Source organism: Streptomyces sp. NPDC001903, assembly GCF_042891345.1.
Lineage (GTDB): Bacteria > Actinomycetota > Actinomycetes > Streptomycetales > Streptomycetaceae > Streptomyces.
Window position 1 is genome coordinate 122,899 of the sequence record NZ_JBIASZ010000001.1, and the last position, 18,947, is coordinate 141,845.

The 18,947-nt window shown below is 71.3% G+C and carries 19 protein-coding genes; 9 read left to right on the forward strand and 10 right to left on the reverse strand.

Translation table 11 applies throughout. The annotated features are described in order from the left end of the window. The first annotated feature begins 78 nt into the window (after positions 1-78). Entirely contained in the window at positions 79-477 is a 399-nt protein-coding gene (locus ACFYZS_RS00585; protein WP_078622249.1) for a WhiB family transcriptional regulator, read from the forward strand. A gap of 94 nt (positions 478-571) precedes the next feature. Here ACFYZS_RS00585 and glpX read toward each other — a convergent pair whose 3' ends face one another. After that, on the reverse strand, positions 572-1,603 hold the full coding sequence (gene glpX, locus ACFYZS_RS00590; RefSeq protein WP_030159594.1) for a class II fructose-bisphosphatase: 1,032 nt from the start codon (positions 1,601-1,603) through the stop codon (positions 572-574). A 225-nt stretch (positions 1,604-1,828) separates the two neighbouring features. On the opposite strand from glpX, the gene ACFYZS_RS00595 reads away from it, so the two are divergent. Next, positions 1,829-2,377, forward strand: a complete 549-nt coding sequence (locus ACFYZS_RS00595) for a DUF4245 domain-containing protein (RefSeq protein WP_389006253.1) — start codon at positions 1,829-1,831, stop codon at positions 2,375-2,377. 74 nt (positions 2,378-2,451) lie between these two features. Here ACFYZS_RS00595 and ACFYZS_RS00600 read toward each other — a convergent pair whose 3' ends face one another. The 4 genes from ACFYZS_RS00600 to ACFYZS_RS00615 all read right to left on the reverse strand — a co-directional run bounded on the left by ACFYZS_RS00600 (position 2,452) and on the right by ACFYZS_RS00615 (position 6,226). Next, complete coding sequence (locus ACFYZS_RS00600; RefSeq protein WP_053690309.1) at positions 2,452-3,042, reverse strand: malonic semialdehyde reductase; 591 nt, start codon at positions 3,040-3,042, stop codon at positions 2,452-2,454. 119 nt (positions 3,043-3,161) lie between these two features. After that, positions 3,162-3,425, reverse strand: coding sequence for an exodeoxyribonuclease VII small subunit (locus ACFYZS_RS00605; protein WP_389005351.1), 264 nt, complete (start codon positions 3,423-3,425; stop codon positions 3,162-3,164). 93 nt (positions 3,426-3,518) lie between these two features. Beyond that, a complete protein-coding gene (gene xseA / locus ACFYZS_RS00610) occupies positions 3,519-4,739 on the reverse strand; it encodes an exodeoxyribonuclease VII large subunit (protein ID WP_389005353.1) in 1,221 nt (406 codons plus the stop codon). 110 nt (positions 4,740-4,849) lie between these two features. Next, positions 4,850-6,226 (reverse strand): APC family permease, encoded by a 1,377-nt coding sequence (locus ACFYZS_RS00615; protein ID WP_389005355.1) that lies wholly within the window; start codon positions 6,224-6,226, stop codon positions 4,850-4,852. Positions 6,227-6,312: 86 nt separating this feature from the next. Between ACFYZS_RS00615 and ACFYZS_RS00620 the strand changes: the two genes are divergently transcribed. Both ACFYZS_RS00620 and ppgK read left to right on the forward strand, forming a co-directional pair. Then, entirely contained in the window at positions 6,313-7,317 is a 1,005-nt protein-coding gene (locus ACFYZS_RS00620; protein WP_389005357.1) for a 4-hydroxy-3-methylbut-2-enyl diphosphate reductase, read from the forward strand. A 26-nt stretch (positions 7,318-7,343) separates the two neighbouring features. Then, the gene (gene ppgK, locus ACFYZS_RS00625; RefSeq protein ID WP_389005359.1) at positions 7,344-8,135 is read left to right on the forward strand and encodes a polyphosphate--glucose phosphotransferase; all 792 of its coding nucleotides are present in this window, start codon (positions 7,344-7,346) and stop codon (positions 8,133-8,135) included. 60 nt (positions 8,136-8,195) lie between these two features. On the opposite strand, the gene ACFYZS_RS00630 is transcribed toward ppgK, so the two are convergent. Further along, entirely contained in the window at positions 8,196-8,720 is a 525-nt protein-coding gene (locus ACFYZS_RS00630; RefSeq protein WP_389005361.1) for a DUF6542 domain-containing protein, read from the reverse strand. A gap of 135 nt (positions 8,721-8,855) precedes the next feature. Here ACFYZS_RS00630 and ychF point away from each other — a divergent pair, with 135 nt between their 5' ends. Continuing rightward, on the forward strand, positions 8,856-9,944 hold the full coding sequence (ychF, locus tag ACFYZS_RS00635) for a redox-regulated ATPase YchF (RefSeq protein WP_389005363.1): 1,089 nt from the start codon (positions 8,856-8,858) through the stop codon (positions 9,942-9,944). A 66-nt stretch (positions 9,945-10,010) separates the two neighbouring features. Here the strand turns inward: ychF and ACFYZS_RS00640 are convergent, their stop codons facing one another. Further along, on the reverse strand, positions 10,011-10,592 hold the full coding sequence (locus ACFYZS_RS00640) for a Uma2 family endonuclease (protein WP_389005365.1): 582 nt from the start codon (positions 10,590-10,592) through the stop codon (positions 10,011-10,013). A 365-nt stretch (positions 10,593-10,957) separates the two neighbouring features. On the opposite strand from ACFYZS_RS00640, the gene ACFYZS_RS00645 reads away from it, so the two are divergent. From ACFYZS_RS00645 to ACFYZS_RS00660, 4 genes are all read left to right on the forward strand, one after another. Then, positions 10,958-12,454: a restriction endonuclease fold toxin-2 domain-containing protein gene (locus tag ACFYZS_RS00645; RefSeq protein ID WP_389005367.1), complete on the forward strand. Its 1,497-nt coding sequence runs from the start codon at positions 10,958-10,960 to the stop codon at positions 12,452-12,454. A gap of 14 nt (positions 12,455-12,468) precedes the next feature. Continuing rightward, positions 12,469-12,924, forward strand: a complete 456-nt coding sequence (locus tag ACFYZS_RS00650; protein WP_389005369.1) for a hypothetical protein — start codon at positions 12,469-12,471, stop codon at positions 12,922-12,924. Positions 12,925-13,065: 141 nt separating this feature from the next. Next, positions 13,066-16,308, forward strand: coding sequence for a M36 family metallopeptidase (locus ACFYZS_RS00655; RefSeq protein WP_389005371.1), 3,243 nt, complete (start codon positions 13,066-13,068; stop codon positions 16,306-16,308). Further along, positions 16,301-16,768, forward strand: a complete 468-nt coding sequence (locus tag ACFYZS_RS00660; RefSeq protein WP_389005373.1) for a hypothetical protein — start codon at positions 16,301-16,303, stop codon at positions 16,766-16,768. Before ACFYZS_RS00655 ends, ACFYZS_RS00660 begins: the two co-directional genes overlap by 8 nt. 51 nt (positions 16,769-16,819) lie before the next feature. On the opposite strand, the gene ACFYZS_RS00665 is transcribed toward ACFYZS_RS00660, so the two are convergent. The 3 genes from ACFYZS_RS00665 to ACFYZS_RS00675 all read right to left on the reverse strand — a co-directional run bounded on the left by ACFYZS_RS00665 (position 16,820) and on the right by ACFYZS_RS00675 (position 18,786). Next, positions 16,820-17,449, reverse strand: a complete 630-nt coding sequence (locus ACFYZS_RS00665; protein ID WP_389005375.1) for a PASTA domain-containing protein — start codon at positions 17,447-17,449, stop codon at positions 16,820-16,822. A 75-nt stretch (positions 17,450-17,524) separates the two neighbouring features. Then, positions 17,525-18,220 (reverse strand): zf-HC2 domain-containing protein, encoded by a 696-nt coding sequence (locus ACFYZS_RS00670; RefSeq protein WP_389005377.1) that lies wholly within the window; start codon positions 18,218-18,220, stop codon positions 17,525-17,527. After that, positions 18,217-18,786, reverse strand: a complete 570-nt coding sequence (locus tag ACFYZS_RS00675) for an RNA polymerase sigma factor (RefSeq protein WP_389005379.1) — start codon at positions 18,784-18,786, stop codon at positions 18,217-18,219. Before ACFYZS_RS00675 ends, ACFYZS_RS00670 begins: the two co-directional genes overlap by 4 nt. Positions 18,787-18,947: the final 161 nt, after the last annotated feature.

Sequence of the window (18,947 nt, forward strand, 5' to 3'; positions counted from 1 at the left end):
CAGTGCATAGGGGCGCGCACAGCGGGTAGGGACAGGTGCATCGTCTCTCGCTTGCGTATACGTCGTCAGGAGTAGGCCGTGCCGCATCCGCCGCATCAGTCCCTGCAGGTAGCCGCCGTACCGAGCCTTCAGGCGCGTCCGGCCGCCGTACCGAAGCCGCGGGTGCCGGCGAGGGAAGATGACGGCCCATGGCACGCGGAGGCGGTGTGCCGCCGGGACGAGGCGGGGCTGTTCTTCGCCCCCTCCAAGGAGCCGACGGCGGCCCGGCTCTCCCGCGAGGAGGCCGCGAAGCGGGTCTGCGCGCGCTGCCCGGTGATGGTCGCCTGCCGCGAGCACGCCCTGCTCCAGCCCGAGCCGTACGGGGTGTGGGGCGGGCTCACCGCCGCCGAGCGCCGCGTGGTGCTGGCCCGCCGCAGGCGCCGGGCGGCGGAACTGCGCCAGGCGCCGGGAGCCGGGCCGATAGCCGCCGCGGGCTGAGCCCCGTACGCACGCAAGCGAGAGGGGCGCGACCGCCGCACGCGGTCGCGCCCCTCTCGCCGTACCGGCAGCCCGCTGCCCTGTTCGCGGGCTCCTACTGGGCGCGGTCGAAGTCGATCGCGCTGTACGCGCGCAGCTTCGACAGCCGGTGCGTCGAGTCGATCTGTCGGATCGTGCCGGACTTCGACCGCATGACCAGCGAGGACGTGGTCGCGGTCTCCGAGCGGTAGTGGACGCCGCGCAGCAGCTCGCCGTCCGTGATGCCCGTGGCGACGAAGAACACGTTGTCGCCGGAGACCAGGTCGTTGGTGTGCAGGACCCGGTCCAGGTCGTGGCCCGCGTCGATGGCCTTCTGGCGCTCGGCCTCGTCCTTGGGCCACAGCTTGCCCTGGATCGTGCCGCCGAGGCACTTGATGGCGCAGGCCGAGATGATGCCCTCGGGGGTGCCGCCGATGCCGAGGAGCAGGTCCACGCCGGTGCCCTCGCGCACCGCCATGACCGAGCCCGCGACGTCGCCGTCCGAGATGAACTTGATCCGGGCGCCCGTCTCGCGGATCTCCTTGACGATGCCCTCGTGGCGCGGGCGGTCCAGGATGATCACGGTGACGTCTTCGACGGCCATGTTCTTGGCCTTGGCGACGCGGCGGATGTTGACGGAGACCGGCGCGTTGATGTCGACGAAGTCGGCGGCCTCGGGGCCGGTGACCAGCTTCTCCATGTAGAAGACCGCGGACGGGTCGAACATGGTGCCGCGGTCGGCGGCGGCCAGGACGGCGATGGCGTTCGGCATGCCCTTGGCGTTCAGGGTGGTGCCGTCGATCGGGTCGACCGCGATGTCGACCTCGGCGCCGGTGCCGTCGCCGACCCGCTCGCCGTTGAACAGCATCGGGGCTTCGTCCTTCTCGCCCTCGCCGATGACGACCACGCCGTTCATCGAGACGGTGGAGATCAGGGTCCGCATCGCGTTGACCGCGGCGCCGTCGGCGCCGAGCTTGTCGCCGCGCCCGACCCACCGGCCCGCGGCCATGGCGGCGGCCTCGGTCACCCGGACGAGTTCCAGGGCGAGGTTGCGGTCGGGGGCCTCCGGAGAGACTTCGAGCTGGGGCGGCAGGTTGTGCTCGGTCATCGGAGCGCACCTTTCTGTACGGCGACGGCCGGGAAGTGAGGGTGCTGAAACTCTATCGGTACGTCGACAAATTGAGCAGACCGGGTCACGTATGAGCGGTATATCGGTCACGCGGTTGGCGTGAGCGGACATCTTGCGGGGATCCCGGCGGGTCCGGGCGCCCGCCGCGCCCCACCCCGGCGGAGATCACTCCCGGTCATGGGGGACGATGGTGGCGTGGCAGGTATGAAGGGCAAGCAGACGGTCTGGGACATGGTCCGGTCGCTGGCGGTGATCGGCATCGTCGTTGCGGGGATCTACATCTTCGTCCCGCATGACGAGAAGGCCGATCCGACACACGTGGTCGACTACCGGGTGGAGACGATCACGGCGCGGCGCGCCGCGCCGTACCCGGTGGCCGCGCCCGCGGGGCTCCCCGAGGAGTGGCGCGCGACCTCCGTGCGGTACGACCGCAAGGCCGCGAACGCCTGGCACCTGGGCTTCCTGGACCCGAAGGGGCAGTACGTCGCGATCGAGCAGTCCAGCGACGCCTCGGCCAAGCACCTGGCCGGCGTCACCCAGCAGGCGAAGGCCACCGGGCAGACGCAGCAGATCGGCGACCTGGTCTGGGAGCGCTGGGAGGGCGAGAAGTACGACGCCCTCGTCCGGCAGGAGCAGGGTTACGCCACGGTGGTGACCGGGACGGCCTCCTTCGAGGACCTGGGCGCGATGGCGGCGGCGCTGGAGTTCAAGCAGGACCCCAAGCAGGGCGCGCAGCAGGGTGTGCAGCAGTGATGTGAGCCGGTCGGACATGCAGAAGGCCGCTTCCCGGAATCCCGGGGAGCGGCCTTCTGCGTACCTGTCCGGACTCAGACGGTGGTGATGACCTCGTCGAAGCCCAGGCGCGGGGAGCGGTCGAACCAGGCGTCCTCGCCCGGCTTGCCGATGTTGACGACCATGATCGGGGTGTGGTCGGCGTCCAGGAACTCCTTCTGGATGCCGGCGAGGTCGGCGCCGGTCATCGGACCCGCGGCCAGGCCGGCGGCGCGGACGCCGACGATGAAGTACGCGGCCTGCAGGGCGCCGTTCACCAGGGCGGACTGCTCACGCACCGGACGCTCGGAGAAGAACATGTCCTTGGCCGGCGGGAAGTGCGGCAGCAGGCGGGGCAGCTCCTCGTGGAACTCGTTGTCCGCGGAGAGGATCGCGACGAGCGGCGCGGCGGCGGTCTTGGCCTGGTTGCCCTCGGCCATGTGCTTCACCAGGCGCTCGCGGGCCTCGGGGGAGCGGACCAGGGTGATGCGCAGCGGCGTGCCGTTGAAGGCGGTCGGGCCGAACTTCACCAGGTCGTAGATCGCCTGGACCTGCTCCTCGGTCACCGGTTCGTCGGAGAACGAGTTGGCGGTGCGGGCCTCGCGGAACAGCAGGTCCTGGGCGGCGGCGTCGAGAACGAGAGACATCGGAAAGCCTTCTTCCATACATGCGGAGGTGAAGCGATGCCTCGACTCTAAGCCGGAAGTTGTAGAACTTTCAACTAAATCCGCTGGAGAATGACTCACATCACGTTTGAGCCGGCCGATCAGGCGTCCCGCTCGCCACCCCCGCCGCCCTCGCGGGCGCCGTCGGCCCCGCCGGCCCCCGCCTCGCGGGCGGCCAGCGCCGAGTCGAGCCGGGCGCGGGCGCCCTCCAGCCAGCGCCGACAGACCTGTGCGAGCTCTTCGCCGCGCTCCCAGAGCGCGAGCGAGTCCTCCAGGGAGGTGCCGCCGGCCTCCAGCTTGCGGACGACCTCGATGAGCTCGTCCCGGGCCTGCTCGTACCCCAACGAGGTATCGGTTTCAGTCATTCCCGTTCCACCTTATGTGTGCAGTACATCGAATATGTCCGGGGCTTCAGGGCGTCAGGGACCCGGTGGCTCCGGGCCTCCAGAGCCACCGGGTCACCCGGCGTCCGGCCCCGTCACCCGTACGGAGAACTCGCCCTCCGCCACCCGCGCCCGCAGCACCTCGTCCGCCGACACCTCCTCCGGCGAGCGCACCACGTGCCCGTCCGCCCGCTGCAGCACGGCGTACCCGCGCTCCAGCGTCGCCGCCGGCGACAGCGCCACCACCCGGGCCAGCGTGTGCGCCAGCTCCGAATCGGCCCGGTCCAGCAGGTGCCCCAGCGTCCGCCGGGTACGGCCCAGCAGGGCCTCCAGCTCGGCCTCGCGGGTCTCCACCATCCGCTGGGGATGGACGAAGACCGGCCGGGCCAGCGCGTGCGCGAGCCCCCGCTCCTCGCGGTCGAGCAGCCCGCGCACCGCCCGCAGCCCCCGGCCCTGCAGCTGGCGTACCCGCTCCAGCTCCTCGCCCACGTCCGGGACCACCTTCTTCGCGGCGTCCGTGGGCGTGGAGGCCCGCAGGTCCGCGACGAGGTCCAGCAGCGGGGAGTCCGGCTCGTGCCCGATCGCCGAGACCACGGGCGTACGGGCCGCCGCGACCGTCCGTACGACCTCCTCGTCGGAGAACGGCAGCAGGTCCTCCACGCTGCCGCCGCCGCGGGCCACGATGATCACGTCGACCTCGTCCATGGCGTCGAGCTCCTTGACCGCCCGGATCACCTGGGGCACCGCGTTCACCCCCTGGACCGCCACGTTCCGCACCTCGAAGCGGACCGCCGGCCAGCGCCGCCGGGCGTTCTCCAGTACGTCGCGCTCGGCCGCCGAGGCCCGCCCCACCACCAGCCCGATCAGCTGCGGCAGGAAGGGCAGCGGCTTCTTGCGGTCCAGCGCGAACAGCCCCTCGGAGGCCAGCGAGCGCTTGAGCTTCTCCAGCCGGGCGAGCAGCTCCCCGATGCCGACGGGCCGTATCTCGGTCGCCCGCAGCGACAGCTGCCCGCGCGGGGCGTACCACTCCGGCTTGGCCAGGACGACGACCCGCGCGCCCTCCGTCACCGCGTCCGCGACCTCGTCGAAGACCTGGCGGTAGCAGGTGACGCTCAGCGAGATGTCGTGCGAGGGGTCGCGCAGCGTCAGGAAGACCACCCCCGCCCCCGGCCGCCGCGACAGCTGCGTGATCTGCCCTTCCACCCACACCTGGCCCAGCCGGTCGATCCAGCCCCCGATGAGCCGGGACACCTGACCGACCGGCAGCGGCGCGTCAGCCGACGTATTCAGACCCATGTACGCAGGCTATCCGCCCGCGCCGACAGCCACACTGACGGCGTCTCAGAGGTCACCGGCGGTGTCGGGCTCCCACCGCCCGCGCCACCGCCCGCGCCAGCGCCAGCGGCCTAGCCCTCGGGCGGGTCCCCCACCCGGTCCCGGCGCGTTCCCTGAACGGCGAGGACCGCCAGGCCCACCGCCAGCCAGACCGCGCCCACCAGCTGCGCCGTCCAGGCCGCCTCGACGATCACCGCGACCGTCACCGCCGCTCCCAGCACCGGGAGCAGCAGGTGCTTCCACCACACCGGGGCGCCCGCCCCGCGCTTCACCACGAACCAGCCGACCACCGAGGCGTGCAGCAGCGTGAACGCCACCAGCGCGCCGACGTCCACCACCGAGACCAGCTGGTCCAGCCCGTCGTCGCGGCGCGCCGCCCACACCGCCGCGACCAGCGTGATCGTCGCCGCCACCAGCAGCGCCGGCCGCGGGGTCCCGTCCGAGGTGCGCGCGAGCACCCCCGGCAGCCGCCGCTCGCGGGCCATCGCGAACACCAGCCGGCCCGCCGCCGCCTGCCCCGCCAGCGCCGCGAAGGCCGCCCCGATCGCCTTGCTGGCCGCGACCAGGTCGTGCAGCCAGCCACCGACCGCGGACTCCAGCGCGGTGTAGAACGCCGGCCCCTGCTGCTCCGGATCGGCCGCCAGCTGCGCCGAGGACACCGGCGTCAGCAGCGCCGCCAGGTAGCTCTGCACGAAGAACAGCACCCCGGCCAGCGCCAGGCAGAACAGCACCGCCCGCGCCACCCGCGCCGAGCCCCCCGTCACCTCCTCCGCGAAGGAGGCGATCGCGTCGAAGCCGAGGTACGAGAGGACCGCCACCGACACCGCGCCGAGCACCGCGGCCAGGGAGAAGCCCAGCGAACCGTCCCCGGTCAGCGGCGACAGCCAGCCGCGCTGCGCCCCGCCCCGCGCCAGCACCGTCACCGCGGCCACCACGAACACCAGCAGCACCGCGATCTCCATCGCCAGCACCGCGAAGCCCACGCGCGCGGCCGCCCGTACGCCCCACAGGTTCAGCGCGGTGGTCACCAGCACCGCCAGCGCCGTCCACACCCACCGCGAGACCTCCGGGACCAGCGCGTTCATCGCGATCCCGGAGAAGAGGTAGGCGACCGCCGGGATCAGCAGGTAGTCGAGCATCGCCATCCAGCCGGCGATCAGCCCGGCGCCCTCGCCGAGCCCCTTGCGGGCGTACGTGAAGACCGAGCCGGCCTGCGGGGCCACCTGGACCATCTGCGCGTAACTGAACGCCGTGAAGGCCATCGCGACCGTCGCGCAGAGGTAGACGAGCGCGACCGCGCCGTGCGATTTCGCGTCGAGCGTGCCGAAGACCCCGACCGGGGCCATGGGGGCGATGAAGAGGAGCCCGTACACGACCAGGTCCCGGAAGCCGAGGCTCCGCCGGAGGGCCGTCCTCGGCGCCGTACCGGGGTCCGTCACGGACGCCATCATTCCTCCGGGGGGCGGTCGGTTCGCACGTTCGCCCCAGTCTGTGCCGAACGGGCGACGCCCGGCCTCCTGGAGACCCCCGTACGATGGACCGCATGACTGCTGCCGCCCCTGCTCCCGCTTCCCGACGCGTCCTGCTCGCCGCCCCGCGCGGCTACTGCGCGGGCGTGGACCGAGCCGTGATCGCCGTCGAGAAGGCTCTCGAGCAGTACGGTGCGCCGGTCTACGTCCGCCACGAGATCGTGCACAACAAGTACGTCGTCCAGACGCTGGAGAAGAAGGGCGCCATCTTCGTCGAGCGGACGGAGGAGGTCCCCGAGGGCTCCATCGTGATGTTCTCCGCGCACGGCGTGGCCCCGGTGGTGCACGAGGAGGCGGCGCGCGGCAAGCTCGCGACGATCGACGCGACCTGCCCGCTGGTCACCAAGGTGCACAAGGAGGCCATCCGGTACGCGAACGAGGACTTCGACATCCTCCTCATCGGCCACGAGGGCCACGAGGAGGTCATCGGCACCTCGGGCGAGGCCCCGGACCACATCACGATCGTCGACGGCCCGCACGACGTGGAGAAGGTCACCGTCCGCGACGAGTCGAAGGTCGTCTGGCTCTCCCAGACCACGCTCTCGGTCGACGAGACCATGGAGACGGTGGACGCGCTGAAGACCAAGTTCCCGCTGCTGGTCTCGCCGCCGAGCGACGACATCTGCTACGCCACCTCGAACCGCCAGGCGGCGGTGAAGGTGATGGGCGCCGACTCCGACCTCGTCATCGTCGTCGGCTCCAAGAACTCCTCGAACTCCATCCGCCTCGTCGAGGTCGCCAAGGACGCCGGCGCGCGCGCCGCGTACCTCGTGGACTTCGCGAGCGAGATCGACGAGGCCTGGCTGGAGGGCGTCACCACGGTGGGCCTGACCTCGGGCGCCTCGGTGCCGGAGGTGCTGGTCGAGGAGGTCCTGGAGTGGCTGGCCGCGCGCGGCTACGCCGACGTGGAGATCGTCAAGACCGCCGAGGAGTCGATCGTCTTCTCGCTGCCGAAGGAGCTGCGCCGCGACCTGCGCGCGGAAGCGGCCTCGCTGGTCGCCGAGAAGTAGGCCGCTTCGTTTCGTACGGTGATCCCATGCAGATCTTCGGCGTGGACATCGGTGGTTCCGGGATCAAGGGCGCTCCCGCGGACCTGGACCGTGGCGAGCTGGCGCAGGAGCGCCACAAGGTACTGACACCGCAGCCGGCCACCCCCGACGGGGTGGCCGGCTGTGTCGTCGAGGTGGTGCGCCACTTCGGCTGGGACGGCCCCGTGGGGGTGACGTTCCCGGGGGTGGTCACCGGCGGGGTCACCCGTACGGCGGCCAACATGGACAAGGGCTGGATCGGCGTCGACACGGCCGCCCTGCTGTCGCAGCGGCTCGGCGGGCAGCCGGTCACGGTGCTCAACGACGCGGACGCGGCCGGGATCGCGGAGATGACGTACGGCGCGGGCAAGGGCCGCGGCGGGACCGTGATCATGCTGACGCTGGGCACGGGCATCGGCAGCGCGGTCTTCACGGACGGCCGGCTCGTGCCGAACACCGAGCTCGGCCACCTGGAGCTGAAGGGCCACGACGCGGAGAAGCGGGCGTCCGTCAAGGCCAAGGAGGACGGGGAGCTGACCTGGGAGCGCTGGGCGCACCGGGTGCAGCGGTACCTGGAGCACGTGGAGATGCTCTTCTCCCCGGACCTCTTCATCATCGGCGGCGGCGTCAGCCGCAAGCCGGAGAAGTTCCTTCCGCTGATCGAGGACGTACGGGCCGAGATCGTCCCGGCGAAGCTCCAGAACAACGCGGGCATCGTGGGCGCGGCCATGGCGGCACGCGGATCGGCTTCCCAGGGGGTCTCGCCGATCAGGCCGGGCTCGCGGCGAGACACCCCCTAGGGGGTGTCCGCGAAGTCCCGCCTGCCCCGCGGGCGCACGGCGCTACTTTGCGGACACCCCCTAGGCGGTCCGGCGCGGGAGCCTGCGCCGCGAGATCAGCACGGCCTTCCGTACGACGACGATCAGTGCGGAGACGAGGGTCCCCCCGTACAGCCAGCCGGCGTGCAGGGACAGGGCGGACACGATGCCCATGACCTCCGCGCCGAAACCGCCGGAGCCGCCGGAGAGGGGCCAGACTCCGGCGGCGAAGGCGATCGGCGCGGAGATCGGCGCGGTGATCAGGTCGGCCGGGCGCACCCAGAGGGCGGTGGCGGCCGCGACGGGGAGGAAGAGCAGCCCGTACGCGAGCAGCGAGCCGCCGAAGAGCAGCCAGGCGACCCCGGCGGCCAGGGTCATCGCGACGCAGGCGAACAGCCCGCCGCCGAGCCCGGTCAGCCGGGGCCGCGGCAGCCGCCGGGCGGGCGCGGGCCGGGGCCGGCCGCCCTGGGCGGGTACGCCGCCGATGGGCTGCGCCGGCGGGGCCGGGCGTCCCTGTTGCTGCTGTCGCTGCGGGTGATCCACCGAACGCGTCTTGTAGTGCTCCACCCCACCACGCTAGGCGGGCCGAGCGCGGTATCGGTGTGGGGACACGCGTACAACGAGTGCCACTCATCGGAAAGTAAACTGTCCGGTGGCCCACTCCCGGGCCGCCGCCCCCTCCAGCTACGGGAAGTCGCCAACGTGTCGCTCACGATCGGAATCGTCGGCCTGCCGAATGTCGGCAAGTCGACCCTGTTCAACGCCCTGACCAAGAACGACGTGCTGGCGGCCAACTACCCGTTCGCCACCATCGAGCCGAACGTCGGCGTCGTCGGCGTCCCGGACCCGCGCCTGGCCGTCCTCGCCGGCATCTTCGGCTCGCAGCGCGTCCTGCCGGCGACGGTCGACTTCGTCGACATCGCGGGCATCGTGCGCGGTGCCTCGGAGGGCGAGGGCCTGGGCAACAAGTTCCTCGCGAACATCCGCGAGTCGGACGCGATCTGCCAGGTCATCCGCGCGTTCAAGGACGAGAACGTCGTGCACGTCGACGGCAAGGTCTCGCCGAAGGACGACATCGAGACGATCAACACCGAGCTGATCCTCGCCGACCTGCAGTCCATCGAGAAGGCGGTGCCGCGCCTGACGAAGGAGTCCCGCCTCCAGAAGGACAAGGTCGCGGTCCTGGCGGCGGTCGAGAAGGCCCAGAAGATCCTCGAGGCGGGCGACACCCTCTTCTCGCACGGGATCACGAAGGGCACCGAGCAGGGCGACCTGCTCCACGAGCTGCACCTGCTGACCACGAAGCCCTTCCTCTACGTCTTCAACGTGGACGAGGACGAGCTGACCGACGACGCCTTCAAGGCGGAGCAGTCGGCCCTGGTCGCCCCGGCGGAGGCGATCTTCCTGAACGCCAAGCTGGAGCAGGACCTCTCCGAGCTGGACGACGAGGAGGCCCTGGAGCTCCTCCAGTCGGTCGGCCAGGACGAGCCGGGCCTCGCCACCCTCGGCCGCGTCGGCTTCGCCACCCTGGGCCTGCAGACGTACCTGACGGCCGGCCCGAAGGAAACCCGCGCCTGGACGATCAAGCAGGGCGCCACGGCCCCCGAGGCGGCCGGCGTGATCCACACCGACTTCCAGCGCGGCTTCATCAAGGCCGAGGTGATCTCCTTCGCGGACCTGGTCGAATGCGGCTCGGTCGCCGAAGCCCGCGCCAAGGGCAAGGCCCGCATGGAGGGCAAGGACTACGTCATGCAGGACGGCGACGTGGTCGAGTTCCGCTTCAACGTCTAGTCGTGCAGCTCGGAAGGGGTCGGACTCGATCGAGTCCGACCCCTTCCGTGTTCCCGTGCCGAGCTTTCAGCTGCTTCGGGGCGGCGTGAGCTTGTCGAGGTCCAGGCTGACCTCGAAGGGCACGGGGCGCCGGAGGGTGCCCCGGAAGATCCCGGCGGGCGCGTAGGCGCGGGTGGGTCCGTCGAGCTCGTAGACGTGGACGACGGGTGCCCCGTCCTCGTCCTCGATGCACCAGTAGTGCGGGATGCCGGCCTCCGCGTACTTGCGGAGCTTTACGGTGCGATCGCGGTGGGCGGACTCGGGGGAGACGACCTCGATGACGAGCTTCACGTCCTCCGGTGCGAACCAGGTGCGGTCACCGTCGAAGTCGGCCGTCGTCACCAACAGGTCCGGCTCGGGGGGGTTGCGGGCATCGAGGCGGATCGCCATCTCCCGTTCGACCTCGAATCCGGCCGGTGCCTGCGCCATGAGCGTGGTGGTCAGGGAAGTGACGAGGCGGCCATGCCAGGACCTCTGGGGCGACACCATGAAGACGAGGGCTCCGTCGATGAGCTCGGTGTGGCGGGGTGCCTCGGGGAGGCGGTCGAGGTCCTCCGCGAACCAGCCTTCCGCGCGCGGCGGGCGCATCCAGTCGGGCAGTGCGGCCATGGCTTCACGCTAGCGGCCCGCAGCCCAAGCCAACGTCCTCACGGAGAAGGCGCAACGCGAGCAGGCGGAGCCGTTCGTCATCGCCCTCGGCATCAAGCCTCGTATCCCGGGTCACCGCTGCTCGGACCTCCCCGCCATTCGGACTGTAGGCGCAAACTCGCGCAGACGTGACCGTATTCGTACGTTAGTTTGATCGTTTGAATCGGCAGTGGGGAGGGGTGCCGTGAGCGGGCTTGCGCCTGACGTGGAGTTCATCGCGGAGGGCATGATCCGCGGATCCATGGGGCTGATCGATTCGATGCGCGGGGCTCGTGACACTGCCATTGCGTTGGGCCACGAGCTGGGGCGACAGCAGGGGATGGCCGGTGACGACGACGCGGGCCGCCTTTGCCAAGGTCTACGTGCCGGCGGCGTCCACGACGCTGGACAAGATGGGCTTCAGTTCCTACATCCTCGGGGCCACGAGTCGTGGCCTCATGCGCAATGCACGTGAGTTCATGGCCGCGGAGAGCCGGCAGGTGTCAGAGTTTCTGGGGAAACAGGTTGACCTGACCGTGGGCATGGGTGACCCGGGCGCCGACTGCACGGAGAGCTACCTCGGCCTCGGGCAGGAGCTCCCCGGAGTGGTGGGCGAAACCGCTTGGTACGACCAGTACGCACCTGGGGGCCGTAGTGACCGCTTCCGTGGTTCACCCGAGAAGATCCGCGACGTCGCCAGGTCCTGGCAGCACGCGGGCTCCCTCTTGCAGCGGTTTCTGGAAGATGCCCAGACCTGTGCCTCGACCGCCGGCAAAGCGCACTCGGGGGAGGCGGCCGATGCCTTCCAGTCGTACTTCAAGCACTGTGTAGGTCGTACCTGCCCTCCGGCCAAGGCGCAGCAAGACGAGCCGCTGGTGACGAACTTGGTTGCCGCCTGCTCCCAGCTCGCAAAGGCATGCCACCGGTACGCCGATCATGTGGAGGCCGCCAAGGCGAAGATCCGGAACCACAAGAACGACCTGTTCGAAGTGGACATGCCCTGGGACACGCCCATGTTCGGAGCCAATGGCTACGACGGCGGACTGCACGATGCCGTTCTCGGCGACTCCTGGATACACGACCTGGGCGACGTCGCCCACGCGCTCGACTCCTCCGCCGCGCGAGTCACTCTCCCTGATGCAGAAGGTTCTGGGGGCTCCGGACTTCCCGGGGTGCCGCTCCTGCCCCCGCTCGTCCGCCTGCCTGTTCCCTTGCCGATCAGGCTCGCGTCGTACGCGGGGACCCCTGCCCTCCTGCCGATGGTCAACTCCGTCGACCCCGGCATTCCGTTCGCTGATCCGATTGCTCCGGTTCCTGGTACCACGAAGCTGCTCACCCCCTCTGAGCAGCAGCAATTCCGTACATGGATGAACTCGCTCACGCCTGGTGGTTTCGCCGGCGGCGGAGGCCCGAGCGACCCGGACAACGCCTACCAGCTGCGCACTTCCGGGTACCCGGAACGGGAGGTGCCGCTGGCCGGAAAGAACCGGGGACTGATGGTGGACGGCATACGACCCGTTGACGGATACCTCGTCGAGGCGAAGCACGTTCGCGATCCCGACTGTAAGAAGAAGAGCTTCCGATCCCTTGACCGCTTGGAAGAGACCTTGACCAAACCCGTCAAGGTGGACTCGCAGGGAAAGATCGCCTGGGATCCCGTCATCGACTCCATGTATGCCGGAGACGAGAAGGAGCTCCTCCGGTACAAGCAGGCCATGGAGAACCCTGCGAACAGCAAGATTCGTGGCCTGGAGATCGTCACGAACGGCAAGGACAACGCTGCCTACTGGCAGTCCATGATGGCCATGTCGGGTACGCCGGGCTCGACGCGATACGTGCCGTGAGACAGAGGAAGACCGTGCCCACTGAACGGAACATCCGCACCAATTTCGCCTTCTACCCGCCTCAGAGCGACGGCGGAGCTTGGCGTGCCACGGCCGAGTCCCTGGAGCGGGCTCTGAGGGATGCGTTCCCCGAGTCCACCGTGGACCACCGGACCTCGAGGATTCACGGCGTCCCCGTCCTCGATTTCGAGATCGCGCTGGCGCCTGGCGTATGGATCGACGGCACGGCGTCGATGCCCAAGCCCGACTACGCCTACATCACTCTGACCGACGTCACCGCCGACGAAGCCGCTGTCTTCGCGCGGTGGCTCCGGGACTCCTTCGTGCCCGCACCGCACCTCGTCCGGTTCGCGAGCAGCCTCGCTGTGGCGAATGGCGAGCATGACCCGTGGCCGCTGCCGACGGAGGGTGGCGACGACGACATCGCTGCGGAGCTGCGCAGGCACCTCGACTCCGTCGAGAGCTTGTAAGCCCGCGGGCAAACGGGGTGGGGCGGGACGGGTGGGCGGCGGGGCTCGTTGACGGGTGGATCTTGGTGAGTAGGGTCACGGAGCGCGCGCGGTCTCGACAGCAGACCCGGGGGGAGCGTGGGCGCTCGGGAGGCTCAGGCCGTGACCAGATGGCGATTCCGCACGCGGTTGTGGACCGCGGTGACCACCACCGGCCTGTTGCTGGCCCTCGCACCCGGGCTCGCCACCGCCGCGCCCCCGGGTGCCGCGGATCCCGCCGATCCGACCGTACGGCGCGACCCCGCCACCGGGCACGCCCGCATGATCTTCAACTCCGGGGGGTACCTGACCCCGCCGTCCAAGCAGGCCCCCGAGCACGTCGCGCTCGCCTACGTACGCGACCACCGCGGGGAGTTCGGGCTCACCGCCGAGCAGGCCGAGGCGCTCGTCGTCGTCTCCTCGTACCCCACCAGGCACAACGGGGCGCGGCAGGTGACCATCGGCCAGAGCATCGACGGCATGCGCGTCCACGGTGCGCTCCTCACCGCCACCGTCGACAAGCGCGGCCGCCTCATCATCCTCGGCGGCTCCGTCGTGACCGCCGAACCGGCCGGCGCCGTCGAGCTGACGGCCAAGCAGGCCCTCGACCAGGCGGCCGAGGCCCAGGGCGCGCGGCCCCAGCAGACGCTGGCCGGCACCGACAACCGCGACAAGGGCCGGCAGAAGTTCAAGAACGTCTACGCCAAGCGGCTCACCAAGCCCAACGACGTGACCGCCGAACTGGTCTGGTTCCCCACCGACTCCGGCCGCGAGCTGCGCCCCGCCTGGCTCACCGACATCGAGGTCTCGGGCACGTCCTGGTACGAGACGGTGGTCGACGCCGCCGACGGACGGGTCCTGAGCCGCCAGAGCCGCTACCACCACGCCGGCCCCGAGGGCACCGTCTTCACGGCCCAGCACCCCGACGTCAGCGGCGCCACCCGCACCGTCACCCCCTTCACCGGCCGCGACGGCTCCTGGGTCGCGGACCGGCTGACGCAGGGCAACAACGTCAACGCCTACCGGGACGAGGACGGCGACAACACGGTGCCGGACACCGGGAACGACGCGCTGCGCCCGCAGTCCCCGGCGAGCGGCGACCCGAACCACCAGCACTTCAACTACACGTTCAACGACACCTGGCGCACCAACGCCAACGCCACGCAGGCCAACCTCGACGCGGACGTCAACCCGGTCATCACGCAGCTCTTCTACTACGCCAACGTGATGCACGACTACCTCTACGACCTCGGGTTCGACGAGGCGTCGCGCAACTTCCAGGTCGACAACTTCGGCCGCGGCGGCTCGGGCAACGACCCCGTCCTGGCCGAGGCGCAGGACGGCTGGGACCTGGGCTGCCTGGACAACGCCGCGCCGCCGAACAAGATCCGCTGCACGAACAACGCCAACTTCGGCACCCCCGGGGACGGTTCCAGCCCGCGCATGCAGATGTACATGTGGCAGCCGCCGGGCCGGCCGTACCGCGACGGCTCGCTCGACGGCGACGTCATCGCGCACGAGTACGGACACGGCGTGTCCAACCGCCTCGTCGGCGGCGGCAACCTCGGGGACGGCTCCCAGACCGGCGCCCTCGGGGAGGGCTGGAGCGACACGATCTCCTTCCTCAAGTGGGGCGACGCGAAGGTCGGCGAGTACGTCACCGGCAACACCGCCACCGGCATCCGCTCGCAGGCGTACGACACGTCCACCGAGAAGTGGGGCACCTTCAACCCGGCCCGCGGCGTGCACCGCAACGGAGAGATCTGGGCCGCGACGATGTACGACATCCGCGAGGCGAAGGGCGTCGCGTTCACCCAGCAGCTCGTCATCGACGGCATGAAGAGCACGGTCGGCACGCCGAGCTACCTCGACGCCCGCGACGGCATCCTGGCCGCCGACATGACCAGCAACGCGGGCGCGAACCAGTGCCTCCTGTGGCGCGTCTTCGCCGGCCGCGGCATGGGCGCGAACGCCGCGTCGAGCGCGGACCAGAACACCGTGACCGCCGACGAGGCCGTCCCGGCCGCCTGCCTGCCGACCGCGAAGGCGGGCGGCCCGTACACGACGAACGAGGGCACCGACGTCACGCTCAGCGCGGCCGGCTCCACCAAGGGGACCGCGCCCTCGGCCGGGAACCCGACCTCGTACGCCTGGGACCTCGACAACGACGGGCAGTACGACGACGCCACCGGGGTCACCGCCACGTTCGACGCGGTGGGCCAGGACGGGGTCTCCACCATCGGGCTGAAGGTCACCGACGCCGCCGGCAACACCGACACCGACTCGACGACGGTCACCGTCGCGAACGCCGCACCGGTCGTGACGCTCCAGCCGGTCACCCCGGCCGGGGAGAACAGCCCGATCACCCTCACGGGCAGGATCAGCGACCCGGGCTGGCTCGACCCGCTGACCGCCACCGTCGACTGGAAGGACGGAGCGGGCCCGCAGGAGCTCACGGGAACGCCGGAGAACGACCGCCCCGACGCGACGCTCGTCATCACCGCGGAGCACACGTACGGGGACGACGGGACCTTCGGCATCGAGGTCTGCGGCAGCGACGACGACACGAGCACCTGCCGGACCGTCGACGTGACGATCGCCAACATCGACCCGACCGCGGCGATCTCGGGCGACGGGCAGACCACGTACAACGGGCAGAAGGCCTTCATCGCGCACGCCGGCACACCGGTCGCCGTGACCGGTACCTCATCCGACCCGGGCAGCGACGACCTGACCCTGGACTGGCTGTGGGGCGACGGCGCCTCGGACCACCTGGTCTCGCTGGTCAACCCGCCGGCCACCGACCCGGACCCGAGCCCCTCGATCCAGCCGCGCGACGTGACGGCGACGAAGTCGCACGCGTACCCGGCCGCCTGCCTGTCCACGCTGACCTTCACCGGCAAGGACGACGACGGCGGCGCCGCCTCCGACACGGCCTCCGTCATCACCACCGGCAACGTGAAGTGGGCGCACAACCAGGCCTACTGGATGAAGGAGTTCGGCGGGCCCTCGCCGAAGCACTTCACGGCGGCGCAGCGGGCCTGCCTGCTGGGCGTGGCCTCGTTCATGAGCGCCGTGTACGGGCCGCTGACCGACGCCCAGGCGTACGCGATCCTCAGCTCGGGATCGCCGCAGCCGAGGCCGCTGGTCTCCCAGCAGCTGCTTGCGGCGTGGCTCAACTTCGCGAACGGGTCGTACGACCTGTCCACGCCGGTCGACACCGAAGGCGACCGCAGGACGGACTCGACCTTCGGGGCGGCGGTGGCGAACGCCGAGGCGGTCTACAACAACCCGGCGTCGACGCGGAACCAGCTGCTGGCCCAGGTCGACGTGCTGCTGCGCTTCAACGTGCGTGACGGTGGCTGACCGCCGCCTGGTGTGCCTCGCCGCCCTCGCCCTCGCCTTCACGGGGTGCGGGGGCGGCGAGGTGCGTCCGCCGGAGAAAGGGACGCACGAGTCGGGCGGTACGGGCGGCACCGGAGGCACCGGAGGTACGGGCGGTACGGGTGACCCGGAGCGCGGTACGGGCGCCACGGCGTCCGGCGCGGCGACCCCGGCACAGGGCCGCGTGCTCACCGGGGCCGACGACGGCTTCGCCGGGCGGCTCGCGGTCGGCCAGACGGCCCGCCTGCGCCTGCCCCTCCCGGAAGGCGGGCCGCAGCCCACGGCCCGGGGCGATGCGGTGCTGCTGGTCCGCATCACCAACGTGGCGGCCTCCGGCCACCGCGAATGGGAGCTCCGCGCGGTCCGCCCGGGCACCACCCGCATCACGGTCCCCCGCCCCGCGCCCGCCTCCCCGGCCACCCTGACCCTCACCGTCACCTGAGCCGGCGGGCGGGCGGGCGGGGGCGGGCGGGGGCGGGTGGGCCGGCCGATCTCAGGGGCAGGTCTCCTCGAACTTGACCACCGTGAACGCGACAGGCTGACCGGCCAGCCGGGTACCTGCCTTCGGATCCTGCGAGCACACCTTCCAGTTCGATTCCTGGAGCACCATCCGGCTCTGGGCCGCGTCCTTGACGGTGATGCCCGCGTTCGACGGCAGTGCGGCACGGGCGGTCTTCATGGACTTGCCGGCGAAGTCCGGCATGGTCCCGCCCGCTTCCGGCTGCGGCCCGGGGTCCGCGGCCGGACAGCTCTCTTCGAGCTTCACGGCGCCGAAGTCGAGCGTCGTGCCGGTCGGGACGGTCGAGCCGGCGGCAGGGGTCTGCGAGCAGACCTTCCAGTTCCGGTCCATGGCCTGGAGCCGGCCGCGGCCGAGCGCGTCGTGCGACTTCAGCAGGGCGAACCCCGCGGCCTGGGATTCGTCCTGCGCGCTCTGGAGCCCCTTCCCCACGAGCTGGGGGACGGTGGCGGTCTTCGCCGCGGAGCCGGGCGCCTTGGAGGAGGCGGCTGTGCCCGACGAGGCGGGCGGAGCCGGCGTGCCGCCGGAGGCCGCCGGGTCCTGGCAGGCCGTGAGGGCGAGGAGTCCGGCGGTGGCGAGGAGGACGGCGGTGTGGTGTGTGCGCATCCGGCCATGCTCGTCGCGAGGGGAACCCGCCGGGTGGGAAATGACGGGTCTGTGACACGCGGAGGGGGAGACGGGCTAGGCGAAGTGGGCCGAGGCGAGGAGTGAACCCTCCGGGGTGAGGAGGCGGGCGCCGGCGAGGGTGGTGGCGTTGACGTCGGTCGTCGCCACCCAGTAGCCGTAGCCGTCCCGGAGCGAGAAGGTGCCGAGGCGGGTCATCGTGCCGTCCTTGTGGTCGAGGACGCAGGAGATCTCGGGCATCGGCTTCTCCAGGTCCACCGACATGTACACCCAGCCCTTCGCGCCCGGGTGGGCGAAGACCCGGCCCACCTCCCGGCCGCCGGTGACCAGCGCGGCCTGGAGCAGCTGGGCGTTGGCCCGGGCCGTCGGGGACGCGGGCGGCGCCGAGGCCTGCTGGATCGCCGTGCCCGCCGCCCAGCCGCCGAACCCGCACGCCACGGCCAGGGCGGCCGCCACGGCCGCGACCCGGGGCCGCAGCAGCCACCGCCGGCCGGGCGACCGCGTCGGGGCCGGCGCCGGAGCCGGGGGCTGGAGCAGGGCCGTGACCCGGCTCTCGAAGCCGACCGGGGGCTCCGTCCCCGGCAGCAGGCCGAGCAGGTCGTCGCCGACCAGCGCCAGCTGCTCGATGTGCTCCCGGCAGCCGGGGCACTGGTCCAGGTGGGCGACGGCACGGGCGCGCTCCCGGGCCGGAAGGATGCCCAGCGCCAGCTCGGCGTCGACCTCCCTCAGCTGCTCGCAGGTCATCTCGCTCATCGCCGGCTCTCCTCGGTCCCCAGGGTCCTGCGGAGCTTGTGCATCGCGGTCCGGATGCGCGTCTTGGCCGTCCCCAGCGGGACCTGCTCCATGTCGGCGATCTGCTGCGCGGTCAACCCGTAGATGCCCGCCATCACCAGGGCGCGGGCCTGCTCCCGGGGCAGGGCCGCCACGGCCGCCCGTACCCCGGCCGAGGTCTCGGCGGCGACGGCGTGCTGCTCGGGGGTCTGCGTGACGATGTCGAGGAGGGCGTCCAGGTCCTCCGGGGCGACCGGGTTGGCCCGGCGGGCCCGGACCGCGTCGATCGCCAGGTGGTGCGCGATCGCCGTCAGCCAGGTCCGTACGGACCCCCGGCGCGAGTCGTAGACCTGCGCGTGCCGCCACGCCCGCTCGAACGTCTGCTGCGCGATGTCCTCGGCGAGCTGCGCGTCGCCCACCACGGCGATGGCCACGCCGAAGACCGTGCGCTGGAAGCGGCGGACGAACGCGACGGCGATCTCGGGATCACCCGTCGCCAGGCCCGACAGCAACGCCTCGTCCGGCGCACGCCCGAGGGGGAGGCCCATTCTCTGCACGTCACTGGATACGTTCGGCCTCCCCGAATGGATTGATTCGGGTTCGTGCGGAAACACCCCCTCATTGTCCTCCCGCGACCGCCCCCGCTCCCGTCCGCGCCCTCCCGGCCGCCGCGCGCGGGGCACGGGGGACCCCGCCGCCGGGGGTAGGT